We start from the raw sequence: 16,189 nt of genomic DNA, 5'->3' as shown, positions 1-16,189 counted from the left end.
TGATGGGGCAGCCATCATACATAAGTCAAGGTTCAAAAAAAAGAAGCCCCTTGATCACAAGGGGCTTGCTATTGTATCTCATGTGGTCCGGCTTAGTCGAGAAAGTAGCGTAATTTTTCCCTTCGGCTGGAGTGTCGAAGTCTGTTCAACGCCTTCTTTTCAATCTGTCGGATTCGTTCCCTGGAGACGTTGAACCGTTTACCGATCTCCTCCAGGGTATACTCGGCCTTCTCTCCGATACCGAAGCGAAGCCTGATGATCTTCTCTTCACGCTCTGTCAGGGTGGAGAGCACCTCGGTGACCCGGTGGGCCAGTTCTCTGTTCTGGACCGCGTCATAGGGGGACTCGGACTCCTGATTCTCCAGGAAATCTCCCAGGGTGGAGTCATCATCACCCACCGGGGTCTCCAGGGAAATGGGCTCTCGTGAAGCCTCCAGGATCGCCAGGATCTTATCCATGGGCAGATCCGTCATCTTGGAGATCTCAACCGGAGTCGGCTCGCGTCCCAACTCCTTGAGCAGGGAGTAGAAGGCCTTGAAAAACTGACTCCGCAACTCCAGAAAATGCACCGGCAGCCGGATGGTACGGGTCTTGTCCAGTATGGCCCGGGTTATGGCCTGACGGATCCACCAGGAGGCATAGGTGGAAAACTTGTTGCCCTTCTTATAGTCAAACCGAAACACCGCCCGCATCAGGCCCAGATTTCCCTCCTGGATCAGATCCGCCAGGGTGAGCCCCTGGTGCATGTAGCGTTTGGCAATGGAGACCACCAAGCGCAGGTTGGCGCGGATCATGTGATCCTTGGCCACCTCAATGGAGCGGTTGTAGGCCTCAATCTTGGTATTGAGCGCAAAGAGATCGCGCTTTTCCGGGTAATTGCGGCTGGCGATATTGACACAGCGGCGCATATAGTTGAGCTGCTGTTTTTTTGGCTTCAAGGTGGGGTCGCGTCGTTGCCAGAGATCGATCCGTTCAACCAGCATCTGGATCTCTTTGGTGTCAGACTCATCGATGCGGACAGCGGCGATGATGGCGTCAAAGCCTTCGCGGATGGTTTTGGAATACTTGGCTTCCTCTTCCGGGGTCAGTAAATCGAACTGCCCCATCTCCCGCAGATAGGTGGTGGTGGTTTCTTCAGACTCATGCTCCTCGCTGTCGGGCAGGGAGTCTGTTGCGGCCTCATCTTCGCTGTCCTTTTTCCCGGTCCACTCTTCACCGGACAGTGTTTTTTTCTTGCCCGACTCTTCCTGGGTAACAATCTCAATATTGTTGGCCCCTAAAAAATCGAACAGTTCCTCTATCGCCCCCGGGTCTTTAATCTGTTCAGGAAGTAATTCATTGAGATGCTGAAAGGTGATACACCCCTCATCCTTACCAGCTTCAAGAAGGTCATTTTTGATCCCTGCAAGCACCTGCGTCTTCCCTCCACGGCGGTCTGTTCAAAATAGTTTACGTAAAAAGCACAAAGAACATTTCAAATTAATATACTCTTTGACAAAAGTCAAGGTCCCTTATGCTGGAAACGCATTTTTACACATTTAGATGAACCCTGGTCAATTTCAGGGTATGATCGAAACAGGCCATCAGCTCAATTACGGTTCACCCTTTCCGGATACAGTCCATGCGTACAACAGCACCAATAATTACCCCACAGCAAAAATCAAGTGGTATTCTGCTTCCCGTCTTCAGTCTGCCCAGCCCCCACGGCATCGGCGACATCGGCCAAACCGCCTGTGACTTTATCGATTTCCTCCACCGCAGCGGTCAGCAGAACTGGCAGATTCTTCCCCTGGGCCCAACGGAACCGGCCTTTGCCAACTCTCCCTACATGAGCCCTTCCGCCTTTGCCGGCAACCCGCTGCTGATCAGCATCGACGGCCTGCTCAAGCAGGGCCTGCTCAGCGAGGGCGAGCTCCAATACCAGGATTTTTCACCCTACCAGGTAGACTACCAGCGGGCTGCCGAATATAAGACCGAACTGCTCAGCATTGCCTGGCAGAAGTTCACCGCCAACAACCCCAACGGCACCCTGGAAAATTTCTCCCGAAAACAGCCCTGGGTCGCTGACTATGCCCTGTTCCAGGCCCTGAAGGAACGATACAACCACGCACCCTGGACCAGCTGGCCGGAAGAGATCTGTCAATTCAGAAAGACGGCCCTTGCCCGCGCCCGCCTGGAACTGGCCAACGAGATCGCCTACTTCACCTTTGAACAGTTTCTTTTTTACAGCCAGTGGGAGAAGCTCCACCGCTATGCCCGTAAGAAAAAAATCCATATCATCGGCGACCTGCCCATCTATGTTGCCGGGGACAGCGCCGATGTCTGGGCCAACCAGGAGCTTTTCCAGCTTGATCCTGAAACCTGCCTCCCCACCAGGGTGGCTGGAGTACCGCCCGACTATTTCAGCGCCACCGGCCAGCTCTGGGGCAACCCCATCTATCGCTGGAAGGACACAGAGAACGGCGTCGAAGAGGCACTCCTCAACTGGTGGGAGGCGCGGCTGCGCCACAACCTTGCCCTGACCGACGCGGTTCGAATCGATCATTTCCGCGGCTTTGAATCCTACTGGTCCGTACCAGCCGAGGAGTCCACGGCCATCAACGGCAGGTGGGTCAAAGGTCCGGGCCTGCCCTTCTTCACCGAGATGACACGACGGCTGGGCCCCATGAACATCATCGCCGAGGACCTGGGCATCATCACCCCGGAGGTCAACGAACTCAGGGAGGCCCTGGGCTACCCGGGAATGAAGATCCTCCTCTTTGCCTTTGACGGTTCCCCGCAGAACACCTACCTGCCCCATAACCTGGAGAGTAACTGCGTGATCTACACCGGCACCCACGACAACGACACCTCTGTGGGCTGGCTGCTCAGCCCGAAGGTAACGGCAGCGGACAAGGAGCGGGCCAAGCGCTACGCCAACCACCCGGACAGTCACGCCGGCACCTTTCATCGGGACATGATCCACCTGGCCTACTCTTCGGTGGCCAACCTGGCGATCATCCCCATGCAGGATATCCTGGGTTTTGGCAACGACTGCCGCACCAACACCCCTGGGACCGTGGCCGGCAACTGGCAGTGGCGCTGTGCCGCACGCTTCATCACCCCTGCCCTCGCCGACTGGCTGCAGGAGCTGACCGCCTTCTTTGCCCGCACCCCGGGGAAATTCCAGGAGCTGGAACAGCCATGAAGGTCCTTATCCTCAACGGCAGCCCCAGAAAGGGCGGCAACACCGAGCTCCTCCTGGAAGAGCTCGGCAGGGGCCTCAGGGAGGCGGGCTGTGACTTTCGACTCATCGATCTGCCCAGCCTCCAGATCCATCCCTGCATCAACTGCGGTCACTGCGAGCAGCACGGCCAATGCATCTTCAAGGACGACATGGAGGAACTCTATCACCTCATTCCCCAATGCCGGCGGATAATTATCGGCTCACCGGTCTACTTCTACGGGGTCACGGCCCAGGCCAAGGCCTTTATCGACCGCTGTCAGGTCCTGTGGAGCCGCAAATACCTGCTGGGCACCCCCAAGGGCACCGAGGAGCACAGGGGGTACCTGGTCAGTGTAGCCGGGACCAGCGGCAAAAAGGTTTTTGACGGGGTTCGCCTGACAGCCCGCTACGCCCTGGATGCCATGGGCTGCAGCTACTGCGACGAACTGCTGGTGCGCGACGTGGACCAACTTGGCGCTATCCTCAAGCACCCCGAGGAACTTGAGCGGGCCAGGGAGCTGGGCCGAACCATCTGTCAGCCCGCTCCCAACTCCTAAAAACATAAAAAAGCCTGCGACCCCTTAAAATCAGCTTGACAAAGCCAGCCCGATCATTTACCTTCACGCCACTTTCCTGATGGCCCCATCGTCTAGTGGCCTAGGACTCCGGCCTCTCACGCCGGCAACAGGGGTTCGAGTCCCCTTGGGGTCACCATCAGCATATTCAAGGCACCTAACGATTCTTCGTCAGGTGCCTTTTTTTTTGCCCGCAAGCCCGCCTTCCCCCCAGGTCCTGAACCTCCCTATCAACAGTCGCTCCTGCCGACAGTATTGCCTCTGCACCTCCAAAACAGAAACAAGATCAGGGAACCATCGTTCCGCCCTGTTCAGGAAACCACTCCAAAGATCATTCTCCCCCTAACCTATTATTCCTCGAATAGGGGAAACTCTTATTGCCATAGCTAATCCTAGATGGTAAAAGTACCCCCAGTCAAAATTATCTACTTGATTTAAAAGAAAAAAATCGCAGCGCGGCACAGGGTGATACCGGACAACCCAGAAAAAAAGTGATGGCCCCACAAGGGCCTGGAGCGATCCCTGCACTCTTCTGAGCACTGGTTATGCCTTCATCAACAAGTTACGAGCAGGGTAGCGGACTGAGGCAAGGGCATGAGCTAAACCGAGCTTAATCCCCATCCCCTTGCGCTGCTCACCAGCGAGCAGCTTCTGACCCAAAAAAAACACCGTTTAGCGTCCCAACACTACAGTTCAGCACAACTTAACCGTTTATTATCAATTTATTAACTTTGGCCAACCAGACCAGGCCAAAAAGGAGATATTAGAACCAGGGATATTATTGCCCACCTCAGCAGCTAACGATGTCTTTCACCTGGCGGACATCTTGTCCGCCAGGTGGAAGTATTTATTCCAACACACTATAATCAGGAGGAAAAATTGACCAAATCGAGATCACTGTTACTGGCCTTTTTCATGCTCACACTTTTGGCAGTCAACACCCACAACTGCCTTGCAGCGACCATCACCTTACACCCAAATGATGGCTCAGGTGACCCGGATGATCTACATGACTTAGCCCACGCCAACTACTACACCTGGGGAGTCGACTGGAACATACCTGAAGGGGAAGTAATCACCGGAGCCTCTGTATTTTTTGACAATATCCGAAATTGGAAAACTGAGATCAACAGTCTCTATCTGGTGCTCTTAGACAGCGCCAGCTCCGGGGTATACCAAGGAAGGGATAGCCATAATTCATCAAATTATTTTGCATCCCTATCGATGGACCGGCAAACACTCAATCGTTGGCAAAATCTTCCTGCCACTTCACAAGATATCAGCTACTCCTTCTCTGCAACTGAAGTTGCTCTCCTTAACAGCTATCTGGCAGACGGTAATGTCGGTTTGGGCTTTGACCCTGATTGTCATTTTTATAATAATGGTGTCAGTTTCACCATCAAAACAGCACCGGTCCCTGAACCAACCACCACGCTTCTATTTGGCCTGGGCACGGTCGGCCTTGCCGCTCTAAGTCGCAGACGGAGGCGTTAATCCCGCACTTTCAGGTATCGACAAGACCGCCATGATCGAGGCGGTCTTGTCGATTTCTACCACATCCAGAGAGAGGTGGGGGCTTGAGTTAAAACATGGCAAAACCGGAGGCGAGAGCATCGGCAAGGGTATGCTGTACTTTGCCGGAACGATGATCCCCGAAGTTGCTGAACCCACCATGCATGGTGAAAAAAGAGCATCCGCATTCAGCTGTTTGCGCAACCTGATTTCTTCATTTCGGACGAGTTATTTCTTGTGGTCCTTCAGAATCTAACCAATTTGCCTTGGCATGCTTTTCTCATCCAAGCTTCTGTCTTACCATTCCAAAAGAACAAGTTTGCGAGGGCTGCTGCTTGGTATTACGCTATTCCATCAGCCACCTCGATTGATGGCGACTTCAAATTTCTCCAACTGCACCGAGCTCTGTTGGCCTTCACCCACCAGGTGAAAGGAGAAGGCCTTTCGGGCTTCCGGGTTAACAAAGGCAAAGCGAAGCTGATAGGCCTCACCATCCTGGAGCAGGGGAAACGGAGGATAGGCAATGGTGGTCACCTCTTTTTCAAACTGGCGCAGAACCAGTTGCAGGCGGACCCCGCCATCACCGGCGCTCAGTGCTTTCAAACGAATATCAACCTCTACCCTGGAATCTTTGGGAAAATCGAGATACTGCGCCCCTACCAGGTTATCCGACCATTCATTTCTGATCTTCTCGGGAAGCGGTCGAACCTCTCCATGGGCAAACTGGAGGACCCGGTTGCCGGTGCCAGAGGTGAGCTTGTGGTCCAATATCGCGGCCAGTGCAAAGAGGCGTGAGGCCTGATCAGTGCTATCCTGGCTGGCCCCTTCCCTGCCTGGCCGGAGAATGGTGGCAGCCTGGCTCAGCTGGCAGTTCCCGTTGAGACTGCACTCGTAGAGCTGATTATCCGCCGTCTGCCAACGCAGCTTGCCGGCGGTATAGGCCACCATCTCCCTGGATGGGCCATATTCGCGAAAAAAACTCCTGCCGATGATGGAGGAGGGCATTGGCAGCCCCATATAGTCGAGGATTGAGGCCTCTGTATCCATCAGGCCGAAGGTTCCCTGCTGCAGACGGGGCAGGCTTCCCTGACCGGGAGCCAGTACGGCTGCATATCCCCAGCTGCTGAACCGGTCCGCCCCCTCAGCACCGTGGGATTCATCGGAGGTGATGATCACCAGGGTCTCCTCCAGGACACCGTCCTCCCGCAGCTCATTGATGAAACGGGACACCGCCTGATCCAGCAGGGCGACAGCGGCAATTTTCCGCGACCCGTACCGCTCCACCAAGGCCTCGGTGGCATCAAAGGGCTGATGGGTGGCAACGGTCAGCAGGGAGAGCAACCACGGCTTTTGCCCTTGCTGCAGCATGCCGATATAGCGGCGCGCTCCCCGAAAAAAATCATCGTCACTTGTCCCCCAGATAAAATCGCGGCCCGGCCGTTCACTGAACCACTCCAGGCCATGAACCTCGCTAAAACCCATGGCCGGCATGACCTTATCCTTGTTCATAAACTGGAGGGGTGCGCCCTGCAGATAATGGGTATCCCAGCCGTTTTGGGCCAGCTGGGCAGGCAGACACGCGCCGGCCCTTGCCGGGTTGAGTTGCAGCTCCAGGGCCTTGGGCGTTTCAAAGGAGAGCTTACTGATATCACCGCAATGGATCGCATAGAGCCCGCGAATCGTCTGGTGGCTGTGGCTGACAAAATCAGGGATCAGCATGGCCTCCCTGGTCGCCTCAGCGAGCTGCTCCATCTGGAAGACACTGGCTTCCACGCCAAGTTGGCTGCGGATCTCCGGATGGTAGATGCCGGAGATCCCCTCCAGGGTGATGATGAGCACATTCCTGGCCCTGGGTCCAGCCAACAGGCTCTTTCCCTCCAGGTCCAAGCTCCCCAGTCCCGGCGGCAGGTCGGTGAAGTGAAGGCCTGGAGCCGATGGCGGGCGCTGCCCGTGGAGAACATCGGCCACGAACCAGTGGAGCGGATTATAGAGGGCCGCAACGCTCTGCCGGGCCTGGAAGGAACTGAAACGGACCTGGAAGACGAGCAGCAACACGCCCACCAGCAGGGTGGCTGCCGCACCCTTCCAGCCCGACCGCGGCAAGGGCAGGAGTAGAGCCACCCCGGCAGCAACCAGGAAGGCCATGACCAGGACCGGTTCTGCCAGGTGCAGCCCAGCTCCGCTGTTTTCGAGAAAAACCGGGTCAAGCAGGTAGTGGAGATCCTGCCAGGAGGGCAGCCGTCCTACTGCGGCGAGCAGCTCCCGGGAGATCACCTGAAAGAGGGCCCATGCCACCAGCAGCAGGCCACGCAGCCATCTCGGTGCCTGCCGGGCCAGGGCAAAGATGATCAGCCCCAGAGCCAGATCAGAGCACAACCCCAGGGGCTCGTTCAGGGCGCAGCTGGCCAAGCGCCACCCTGCCGGCAGAAAACAGGGGATGGCAAGCAGAACGGTCAGCCAACGTCGATCCAAGTAATTCCTCACGACCTCAGCTCGCAATATCGGGAACCAGGTAACGGTTTTCCGGATGCCTCACGCCGCCGGAACCGTTGCATCGTCCGAACTCTCATCCCGGGGGCCGGTGATGGGTTCAACCAGCTGTCCCTGGTCCCGGAACTGGCCACAGGCACTGATGGAGGAGATGGCCATTGCCGCCAGATAGGGGGTGGACTGGACCAGCAGGACAATAATCCAGACCAGCTGATCAGAGCTAGCCATCCCCTGCTGCCGGAACAGACCGTAGGCTGCGAGCAGGAGGGCGACGGCGATCAGCCCCTCTTCTCTGGCCGCCTGAAGGGCATAACGATATTTACCGGTGCCAACCCGCTTGGGCGTTCTAAAAAAGGGCAGATCTCTGGAAAAAAGGCCCAAAAGCATAGCCTTGGCAATGGTGTGGGTCAAGGCGAGCCCGGTCAGCGCAGAGGCAATGGTCTGGACAGTGGAGGCCTTTACCCTTTGATGATAGAGGTAGAGCATCTTTGCCAGCTTGAAGACAAAAAAACTCAAGGGAACCATGGAGAGGATCATCATCGGGGCATCGATGCTGCGGGGAAAAGAAATCATGGCCAGAGACCAGACCAAGGCGGTCGCGGTGAAGAGCAGGTTGATACTGTCGGCAATCCAGGGAAGCCAGCCGGCGATGAAATGATAGCGCTGGCCATAGGTCAGCTGACTCTTCTTCTTGCTCAGCAGGGCTCCCAGATGGTGTCGCATGATCTGCATCGAGCCATAGGCCCAGCGAAAACGCTGTTTCTTGAAATCGATAAAGGTGTCAGGCATCAGGCCCCGGCCATAACTTTTGGCAATATAGAGCGCTTCATATCCTTTTTTAAAGATTCTCAGACCAAGCTCGGCGTCTTCGGTGATACACCATTCCGACCAGGCCCCGACCTCCTCAAGTACGCTCCGGCGTACCATGGTCATGGTTCCATGCTGAATAATTGCGTTCCGTTCATTGCGGACGACCATGCCGATGTTGAAAAAGCCGCGATACTCAGCATAGCACATGGCCTTGAACAGGCTTTCGCGGTCATCCCGGTAATCCTGGGGTGCCTGGACGATGGCCACCTCCGGCTTGAGAAACTGGGGGGCAAGATCGTGCAACCAGTCTGCTTCCACCACATAGTCACTATCGATGACCGCGATGACCGAGGCATCTGCTGCAGTACGGGCAAGGGCATAATTCAAGGCACCGGACTTGAATCCTGCTAACTCATCCTCATGAAAGAACCTGAAGCGGGAACCAAGGGCCCTGCAGTGGGCCTCCACCGGCTGCCAGACGGCCGGATCCTTGGTGTTATTATCCATGACAATGACCTCAAAACAGGGATAATCCAACCCTGCCAAGCCATTGAGGGTCTCAATCATCATCCCAGGCGGCTCGTTATAGGCGGGAACATGGATCGAGACCTTGGGGAGGAGATCGCCAGGTACCTGCTCCTGGGAACAGGGCCGCCGTCCCATGGAGCCCCAGATCGCCTCGGCCCACTCATGGGCCTCGGCCAGGAGAACGACAACCACCCCGATAAGCCCGGTAATCATCAGGATGCCGACCAGGACCGTGGCCAGGGTCAGGTATTGCCTGGAATAGCTATAGACTATCCAGACCGTGCCCGTGGCCGAAAGAAAGGCGATGGCGGCCAGAAAACCACGACCGCGAATGGACAACTTCCTGCTGTCAATCACCATGAGCATAAAGCAGATTGCCGCGATAATGACCGAAACCGTTGCCAAGGTCTGCCACTCAGGAATAGAGACAATGGCCGAGGTCAGCGGGAATTTGGCCTGACGCTCCACATCATACACGCCCCAATAGGCGCCCACCGCCCCTTCGGTGTTTTTTTGTTTCCAGGGCTGGTCAAAGGCCTCCATCACATAATAGACATAATCCAAGGCCTCTGCCTGGGCCAGAAAACGACGGAGAAAGGTCGCCTGATTAGAGACCGAGGCAACGGCTTCCTTGCGGGTACGGCCGTTACTGGGCCAGCCTACCTCTCCGATCACCACCAGCTTATCCGGAAATTTCCGGGTGAGATCGGTGTAGCGGGCCAAGACATAATCCACGGCACGATCAAGATGGATGCCTTCCCAGTAGGGAAGCATGTGGGTGGCAATGAAATCAACCTGGTTGGCAAGTTCCGGATGCTGAATCCAGACGTGCCAGGGTTCAGCCGTACTGACCGGTATGTCCAAACCCTTCCGGGCCCGCTCGAGATAGCGGTTCAGTTCCTTGACCGTGAGATCGCCCCGCAAGATAACCTCATTGCCGATGATGACCCGAACAACATTTCTGTAATTCTCCCTGGCCAGTCGGATGACACGCTTGAGTTGCTGTTCGTTCTCTTCGTGATCAGGACCGATCCAGGCCCCAAGGGTGACATTAAGGTCGTATTTCCGCGCCAGCTCGGGGATCTTTGCATGGACCCCGGCAACGGAGTAGGTTCGAACCGCATTGGTTTTCCCGGCCAGCAGTTTCAGATCCGCTTCGACTTCAGTGGCTGTCGGCAGGTTATTCCTGACCGGATCATTCCCCGCCCGCATGGGTGAGAACGAAACCCCCTGGATACGGCTGGGCCAGGGCGGTTCCATTTCCGGCTGGTTCAAGAGTGCCCAGAAGCTGACAAAGATAACTGCTACGGCAATGCAGACCAGGATATTTACTCTTGCCATGGTTAGCGAAGGGGCCGAAAACGGCTGGAGCTATTCTTCGGCTCGCGACAAGAGGTTAGGCTGGAGATATTCACAAATAGGGGTCAAATAGGGGAAAAGTTTTCGTATTCAGCTGTATCTTCGAGTGGATGGCGCTTAGGCCAAAAGTCATCCCAGTCAGGAAGAGAGAGGGGATGAGCACCAGGGTGATGACTATGCAAAAACGATGCCTTAGCCAAGGGAGAGGGCCACGGGAATCATGATTGGAGCCTGGCTGGAGGTCTCAAAGACCACGGAAGTCCCCCAAAGGTGGCCCAGGGATGGGACGAAACCGCCCCATCCCTGCCGGATGAAGGGCAGCATACGGTGCCTCCCCCTTACCATCTGCTTATTGGCATAATCGATGAACAGCTGTGAATCGTTTACCAATAACCCCGTAACAGGCAACAATCCCCAGAGAGCCGGGCTTTTTGAGGGAGCACTGGCAGGAGCATCAGGCATGGTTGTCGTATTCAAGTGTCGCCATTATACGACTTTTGCCTCCACTGGGATCGATATCAGCGCCTATGGTAAGGTCTGTCTGCCATCCCTGCGGTTAATCCTGGTACAGGCTCGGCCCGTTGCATATTTGCGACATGACCTCATGGCACAGACTCGCCGCCAGGCGTTCTGATCAACAACGATTCAACGGTATATCCACTAAGCCGTTGAACTTCCGTTCAGCTGAACCGGACCGCAACTTCAACGCGCCCCCAATGTTGCTTTATGGCGACAGCGCCCTGAAAACAGGTTCAAACCTGGCTGGCGATCTCTGTTGCGGTCAAGCCCAGGCTCTCTCCCCCAGGGCTAATCTTGAAATCAGGTTGTTCCTTGCCTGAAAACCAGCGTTACTATCCTCCATCTGGGTATCCTTCAGTTGGGGAAAGGCTGCCGACTTCTCCGCCAAGGCCAACACCTGCCTGGTCCAGGTTATCAATATTACGAAGGGACAGTTCAAGGGAAAGTGCATCAAAAGACAGGTGGATTTTAAGTGCCTTTCACTGGGATGATAACATAAGAGAATTGTTTAACAATTAAGCAAACGACCACGGGTTCCGATCTTTTTTGCCAGCTTAACAGAGGAACCATATCTATATGTGAAACGGACCCTAATTACGGGGAAAAATAAACAGATTCTCCCTGAACGCCTTTTTCCTTTTTCATTTTCCGCAGAGCCAAGGCCCAACCTTGACCTTGACGGGAGAGAACCATGTTCTTGACCTCACCCGAGTGTTATCTGCTTAGCCCCTCTTTACCCTGAACAGGAATCAGCATCCAATCATCCTTGGGGATGACGGTTGCCAGGGAGGTACACAAGGCCTGCCGGTCCTTATCAGGGGACTGCTCCAGCAAGCTGACGATCTGTTCAAGCTGAAGGGTTTGATCCCGGGAAAAAGAGAACGAGGCCTTGAGGATCTTCTTCCCCCTTGCGAGCAGCGAGGCTGCATCCGGTTCCAGGGGAAATGGTTCCTGACAAAAAGAGCTAACGAGTTGGAGATAGGAGCGATGCACAGAGGTCTCCACAGACAAGCCCCCTCCCCCTTTTGCTGCAATGCTCCCTGCTGCCCGGTTTTCTCTCTTCGGCCCTTGTGCAGCCGCTTCTCGAGGCTCCTGTTGAAGCTCCATCTCGCCTTCAGCTCCCATAACCGCAGCATCCTCTGCCGGAACAGGCGAAACAGCAGGGACAACAGCCCGTCGCTTCTGCAGACGGGTCTTACCATCTAGCTGCTCTTTTTCCTCCAGTCCAGTTTGCGCCCCAAACGTAGTTAACTCCTCCCTGACGATCCCCGAATCCATCCTCTGCTCCGTGGAGATGGAGAGAAAAACCACAATGCTTGCGGCAGCGGCAAGACCCGAGCCAAGAGCTGTCAGGTAAGCTGGCTTTGCCAGAAGATGGAACACCCCACCCTTCCTTTCTTCATGAGCCATTATCTCTTGGCAGAGGTTCTGCCATTCTCTATAACAGCTTTCACAGTGGGCAAGGTGAGCGATAAGGTCGGTATACTCATCCCCGGGGAGATTTCCTGGTTCCAGGAAACGGGCGAGCTCTTCGCTGCTTGGGCAGCTTCCTCCAGCTTTCCGCTCTGCGGCATGCAGGGCCAACAGGCCGAGCCTGCGATGATCCTGCCGCCTCTTTCCCAGCTGATCCTTGGCCTTCTTTGCTGCTGTTTCCCTTTTTCCCATGGTCATCAAGACGGATACCGCCTTCCTGTTGTGTTTAGCCCACCTTGAAAAGTTGCTTTTTCTTCCAATCTCCCGGAGTCTACGCTTACCTCGTTATGGTGTAAATTTTATCATCGGAATATCATTTAATATACCTGCGATACAATTTCTCCCATGCATTGATCTTGATCGAAAAATCTAATTTTTCAAGGTATCCTTAAGGCTAGCTAAGGAGGATCCGGATCTCCTCTTCGCATCCTGCATCGATAAAATGGCGGCGGATTCTGGCCAGCAGTCGCCTCATCCTGCCATGGGCCTGAAAGCGATTGAGCCCCAGCATCCTCCCGGCTTTGCTCACAGCAAGCCCCTCACGGTAACAGAGGGTGAGCAGGAGTTTTTCTTCATCCTCCAAGACAATGGTCTTCCCCAAAAGCCTTGCCAGAGCGTGCTCCTGCTCACCCTGGACAGTCTCTCCGAAGAGCTCTTTTCCAATGGCAGAAAACAAAAGCTGCCGCTCCCGCGCTTCCAGCTGACCGTATCCCGCCCGGACCTGGTCCTCACTGCCGGCCTCCTCTTCCCTCAACTCCACATCCTGCTGGCTCTTGCCGCAGTGGAGAATTTCAGCCAGTATGGTCTCAGCAGCCTGCTCAAGCTGTTCTAGCCGGACTCCGGGCAGACGGTCTCTTGCAATATGGACAGCCTCCAGAAAGGAGAATCGCTCCAGACAGAGCAGACGAAAGAGGAGCAGCCAGAAACAACCAGCCGCCCTTAGCCATTTGGGGGGAACGATACGACCGAATTTCTTCCGGGAGAAGTCTTCCAACAGCCGGTAGGTGACCGAGGAAAAAAAGGTGGAAAAACTGGACCTCCCCCTGAACTGCCCCAGACGCGCCCAGTTCTCCGCTGCCAGGGTGTTCAAGACATAGAGCGCCGCCTCCTCGGCAAGCGATTCATTGCTGAATCGCCTCTGCGCCAGCCGGTTGATCATCCCCCAATGGTCCATTGCCTTTGCCTGCAACAGGATGGGATCATGTTCTGGATAGCAAGCCATCACAGGTCACCCTACCTTCACGCGGTTACCAATGATGGTATAGAGGGGCTATAGCGATCATTCATAACTGCGCAAAACTGGAGCCCCTTTGATGGCTTACAGTTTGGAGGTAGGTGATAATGCATAATTAGAACCCTGTGATTGGTTACCCTGGATGTGCTGAGCTCATACCCTTGAATGGTTGCTGATGATTCCAGATAGCTGTTGTTACCACTTCCACCCGATCCTCCTTGCAGATGGTAGCCAGAAGACCATCTGGAGCACAAAGTCACATTTTCCACGACACAATAGCCAGGGGGGTACCGTCAAACGAGTCAACCACTACAGGCTACCTTGAGATCTCAGTTATCTGCTACCCTGTCAGAGTACCCTATATAACCCAAGAGAGGACGACCATGAACAAAAAATCGACCATAGCAGCCATCATCCTATTCACCTCGCTCTCCGCCTGTACAGAGACCCCGCAGACAGATGGTGAACAACCAGTCCAGGAGGAACAGGCCAAGAGTATCCGGCAAACTCCACTCCCCCCTGCCGAACCACTGCCAGCGCACCCGGAGAAGAGGAAGAGCAAAGATGGAAAGCAGGAGGAGCTGATATCTGGAGCCATCCTGGAAATGTCAGCGATCCCGTCCGTGGTGGCGCGGAATGCAGGCCAGATGATGAGCCAGGACAGGGTTCACCTCTCTGCTCCCGGACAATGGAACCGGGAGTCATACAATGCCACGGACGAGAAGGGATATTCAAGCTGCCTCCATGCCCCCCTCTCCACCTTTTCCATTGATGTGGACACGGCCTCCTATGCCAACCTGCGCAGGTTCGTGACCCAGGGTACCCTCCCGCCGATCGGTGCTGTCCGCATCGAGGAAATGATCAATTACTTCAGCTATGACTATGTGCAGCCCCAGGGCAAACAGGCAGTTGCCATTGCAACGGAAGTCGGGCCGAGTCCCTATCATCGGGATTACAGCCTGGTGCAGATCAAGGTCAAAGCCAAGGATATGGAGCCGACAGGTCTGCCGCCTTCAAATCTGGTCTTTTTGGTGGATGTCTCCGGCTCGATGAACCAGCCGAACAAACTGGGGCTGCTCAAACAGTCAATGAAACTGCTCATAGAGAACCTCGACCAGGACGACCGGGTTGCCATCGTAGCCTATGCCGGTTCCGACCGGGTGGTATTGAAGCCAACCAGCGGAGAGAGAAAGGAAACGATCATTGCCGCTGTCAACAGCCTCCAATCGGGAGGTTCCACCCACGGCTCCCAAGGCATCCTCACAGCCTACCAACTGGCCCGACAGGTGTTCATGCCCAGCGGCAACAACCGGGTTATCCTTGCCTCGGACGGTGATTTTAATGTGGGAGTGACCAGCAGGGGAGAACTCAAGAAGTTGATAGCAACCCAACGCGATACCGCTATTTACCTCACTGTTCTCGGCTTCGGCATGGGCAACTATCACGACGACACCATGGAACTCCTGGCTGATAGCGGAAACGGCAACTATGCCTACATCGACTCCCTGCTGGAGGCAAAGAAGGTATTGGTCAAGGAGATGGGCGGCACCCTCTTCACGGTTGCCAAGGATGCGAAGATCCAGGTGGAGTTTAATCCCGCACTGGTCGGGGCTTATCGTCTGATCGGTTATGAAAACCGGGCCTTAGCTGATGAAGATTTCAAAAACGATACCAAGGATGCCGGTGAAATCGGAGTTGGTCATACAGTGACGGCCCTCTACGAGATCATTCCGGCCGGCCACAAGGCAGTTCCCCGGATCGATACACTCAAATACCAGCAGCTACAGCTGCTTTCTCCTGAAAAAAGTAAAGATCTGCTTACGGTCAAGCTGCGCTACAAAGAACAGGGCAGCACCGTCTCCACAGAGATCAGCCAGAGCCTGACCATGAACAGCAAGCCACTAGCCGAGATGTCCGACGATTTCCGCTTTGCCGCTGCCGTGGCAGGATTCGGCATGCTGCTGCAAGACTCCGAACACCTTGGTACCTTTTCCTGGGATCAATGTATGGAGTTGATCCGCGATGCACGGGGTGCTGATCGTGAGGGGTACAGGGCGGAATTGTTGAGGCTGGTCGAAATGAGCAAGCTCCTCAAGGATAACGGCTAGGAGCGCCTGGCTAACAACCAGCCAGCAACCATACCGTGCCTGACCTTACAGGCACGATGGTGGGCTGACCGGTGGGAGATCAGGGTGTTGCCAGGGCACCTTGAACAGGGAGATGTTTCGTTCACAATCTGTCGATGGGGAAATTTGGACCGACCCTGATCTTCCAAGGCAGCCGCAGCGGGAACCCCTCCCCACTCAGTCGTTCCATTTTCCGCTGTGGCTGCCGCTCTTCTGCTGTGCTTACCGTACTTCTACTGTCGCCCTGCGCATTGCCGTCATTCGCGAGCTTCTCCTGTCATTCCCGCGCAGGCGGGAATCCAGTTTTGGCGGAACCATGAACCACGCTTTATGTTGATGACAGAACCGGGTGGATAAG

At 55.2% G+C, this 16,189-nt stretch carries 11 protein-coding genes and 1 tRNA gene; 7 read left to right on the top strand and 5 right to left on the bottom strand.

Translation table 11 applies throughout. The features are described from left to right. Positions 1–92 precede the first annotated feature (92 nt). Positions 93–1,412: a sigma-70 family RNA polymerase sigma factor gene (locus G494_RS0112525; protein WP_028584819.1), complete on the bottom strand. Its 1,320-nt coding sequence runs from the start codon at positions 1,410–1,412 to the stop codon at positions 93–95. 209 nt (positions 1,413–1,621) lie between these two features. Between G494_RS0112525 and malQ the strand changes: the two genes are divergently transcribed. From malQ to G494_RS0112500, 5 genes are all read left to right on the top strand, one after another. Continuing rightward, positions 1,622–3,187, top strand: a complete 1,566-nt coding sequence (malQ, locus tag G494_RS0112520) for a 4-alpha-glucanotransferase (RefSeq protein WP_051305660.1) — start codon at positions 1,622–1,624, stop codon at positions 3,185–3,187. Further along, positions 3,184–3,762, top strand: a complete 579-nt coding sequence (locus G494_RS0112515) for a flavodoxin family protein (RefSeq protein ID WP_028584817.1) — start codon at positions 3,184–3,186, stop codon at positions 3,760–3,762. Before malQ ends, G494_RS0112515 begins: the two co-directional genes overlap by 4 nt. Positions 3,763–3,843: 81 nt before the next feature. Next, positions 3,844–3,919: transfer RNA gene (locus G494_RS0112510), tRNA-Glu, on the top strand. Positions 3,920–4,659: 740 nt separating this feature from the next. Continuing rightward, positions 4,660–5,274 (top strand): PEP-CTERM sorting domain-containing protein, encoded by a 615-nt coding sequence (locus tag G494_RS0112505; protein WP_028584816.1) that lies wholly within the window; start codon positions 4,660–4,662, stop codon positions 5,272–5,274. Positions 5,275–5,305: 31 nt separating this feature from the next. Beyond that, a complete protein-coding gene (locus G494_RS0112500) occupies positions 5,306–5,548 on the top strand; it encodes a hypothetical protein (RefSeq protein WP_028584815.1) in 243 nt (80 codons plus the stop codon). 98 nt (positions 5,549–5,646) lie between these two features. Here the strand turns inward: G494_RS0112500 and G494_RS23290 are convergent, their stop codons facing one another. From G494_RS23290 to G494_RS26860, 3 genes are all read right to left on the bottom strand, one after another. Then, on the bottom strand, positions 5,647–7,764 hold the full coding sequence (locus G494_RS23290; RefSeq protein WP_051305659.1) for an LTA synthase family protein: 2,118 nt from the start codon (positions 7,762–7,764) through the stop codon (positions 5,647–5,649). Positions 7,765–7,824: 60 nt separating this feature from the next. After that, positions 7,825–10,461 (bottom strand): glycosyltransferase family 2 protein, encoded by a 2,637-nt coding sequence (locus tag G494_RS23285; RefSeq protein ID WP_035246398.1) that lies wholly within the window; start codon positions 10,459–10,461, stop codon positions 7,825–7,827. Positions 10,462–11,712: 1,251 nt separating this feature from the next. Further along, on the bottom strand, positions 11,713–12,003 hold the full coding sequence (locus G494_RS26860; protein ID WP_153305869.1) for a hypothetical protein: 291 nt from the start codon (positions 12,001–12,003) through the stop codon (positions 11,713–11,715). Positions 12,004–12,372: 369 nt separating this feature from the next. Between G494_RS26860 and G494_RS26855 the strand changes: the two genes are divergently transcribed. Next, on the top strand, positions 12,373–12,711 hold the full coding sequence (locus tag G494_RS26855; RefSeq protein WP_153305868.1) for a hypothetical protein: 339 nt from the start codon (positions 12,373–12,375) through the stop codon (positions 12,709–12,711). 154 nt (positions 12,712–12,865) lie between these two features. Here G494_RS26855 and G494_RS0112465 read toward each other — a convergent pair whose 3' ends face one another. After that, positions 12,866–13,693: a hypothetical protein gene (locus G494_RS0112465; protein ID WP_028584812.1), complete on the bottom strand. Its 828-nt coding sequence runs from the start codon at positions 13,691–13,693 to the stop codon at positions 12,866–12,868. Between the two features lie 395 nt (positions 13,694–14,088). Between G494_RS0112465 and G494_RS23280 the strand changes: the two genes are divergently transcribed. After that, positions 14,089–15,813, top strand: a complete 1,725-nt coding sequence (locus G494_RS23280; RefSeq protein ID WP_051305658.1) for a vWA domain-containing protein — start codon at positions 14,089–14,091, stop codon at positions 15,811–15,813. Positions 15,814–16,189 lie beyond the last annotated feature (376 nt).

Origin of the sequence: Desulfogranum mediterraneum DSM 13871 (assembly GCF_000429965.1) — a bacterium.
Lineage (GTDB): Bacteria > Desulfobacterota > Desulfobulbia > Desulfobulbales > Desulfobulbaceae > Desulfogranum > Desulfogranum mediterraneum.
The sequence above is the reverse complement of the archived record's forward strand: the minus strand, read 5'-3'. Positions and strand labels throughout refer to the sequence as shown.

Coding starts and splice junctions, on each gene's coding strand:
- G494_RS0112515 (WP_028584817.1), top strand. CDS start 3,184: ATGAAGGTCCTTATCCTCAACGGCAGCCCCAGAAAGGGCGGCAACACC.
- G494_RS23280 (WP_051305658.1), top strand. CDS start 14,089: ATGAACAAAAAATCGACCATAGCAGCCATCATCCTATTCACCTCGCTC.
- G494_RS0112465 (WP_028584812.1), bottom strand. CDS start 13,693: ATGGCTTGCTATCCAGAACATGATCCCATCCTGTTGCAGGCAAAGGCA.
- G494_RS26855 (WP_153305868.1), top strand. CDS start 12,373: ATGGAACACCCCACCCTTCCTTTCTTCATGAGCCATTATCTCTTGGCA.
- G494_RS23285 (WP_035246398.1), bottom strand. CDS start 10,461: ATGGCAAGAGTAAATATCCTGGTCTGCATTGCCGTAGCAGTTATCTTT.
- malQ (WP_051305660.1), top strand. CDS start 1,622: ATGCGTACAACAGCACCAATAATTACCCCACAGCAAAAATCAAGTGGT.
- G494_RS0112500 (WP_028584815.1), top strand. CDS start 5,306: ATGATCGAGGCGGTCTTGTCGATTTCTACCACATCCAGAGAGAGGTGG.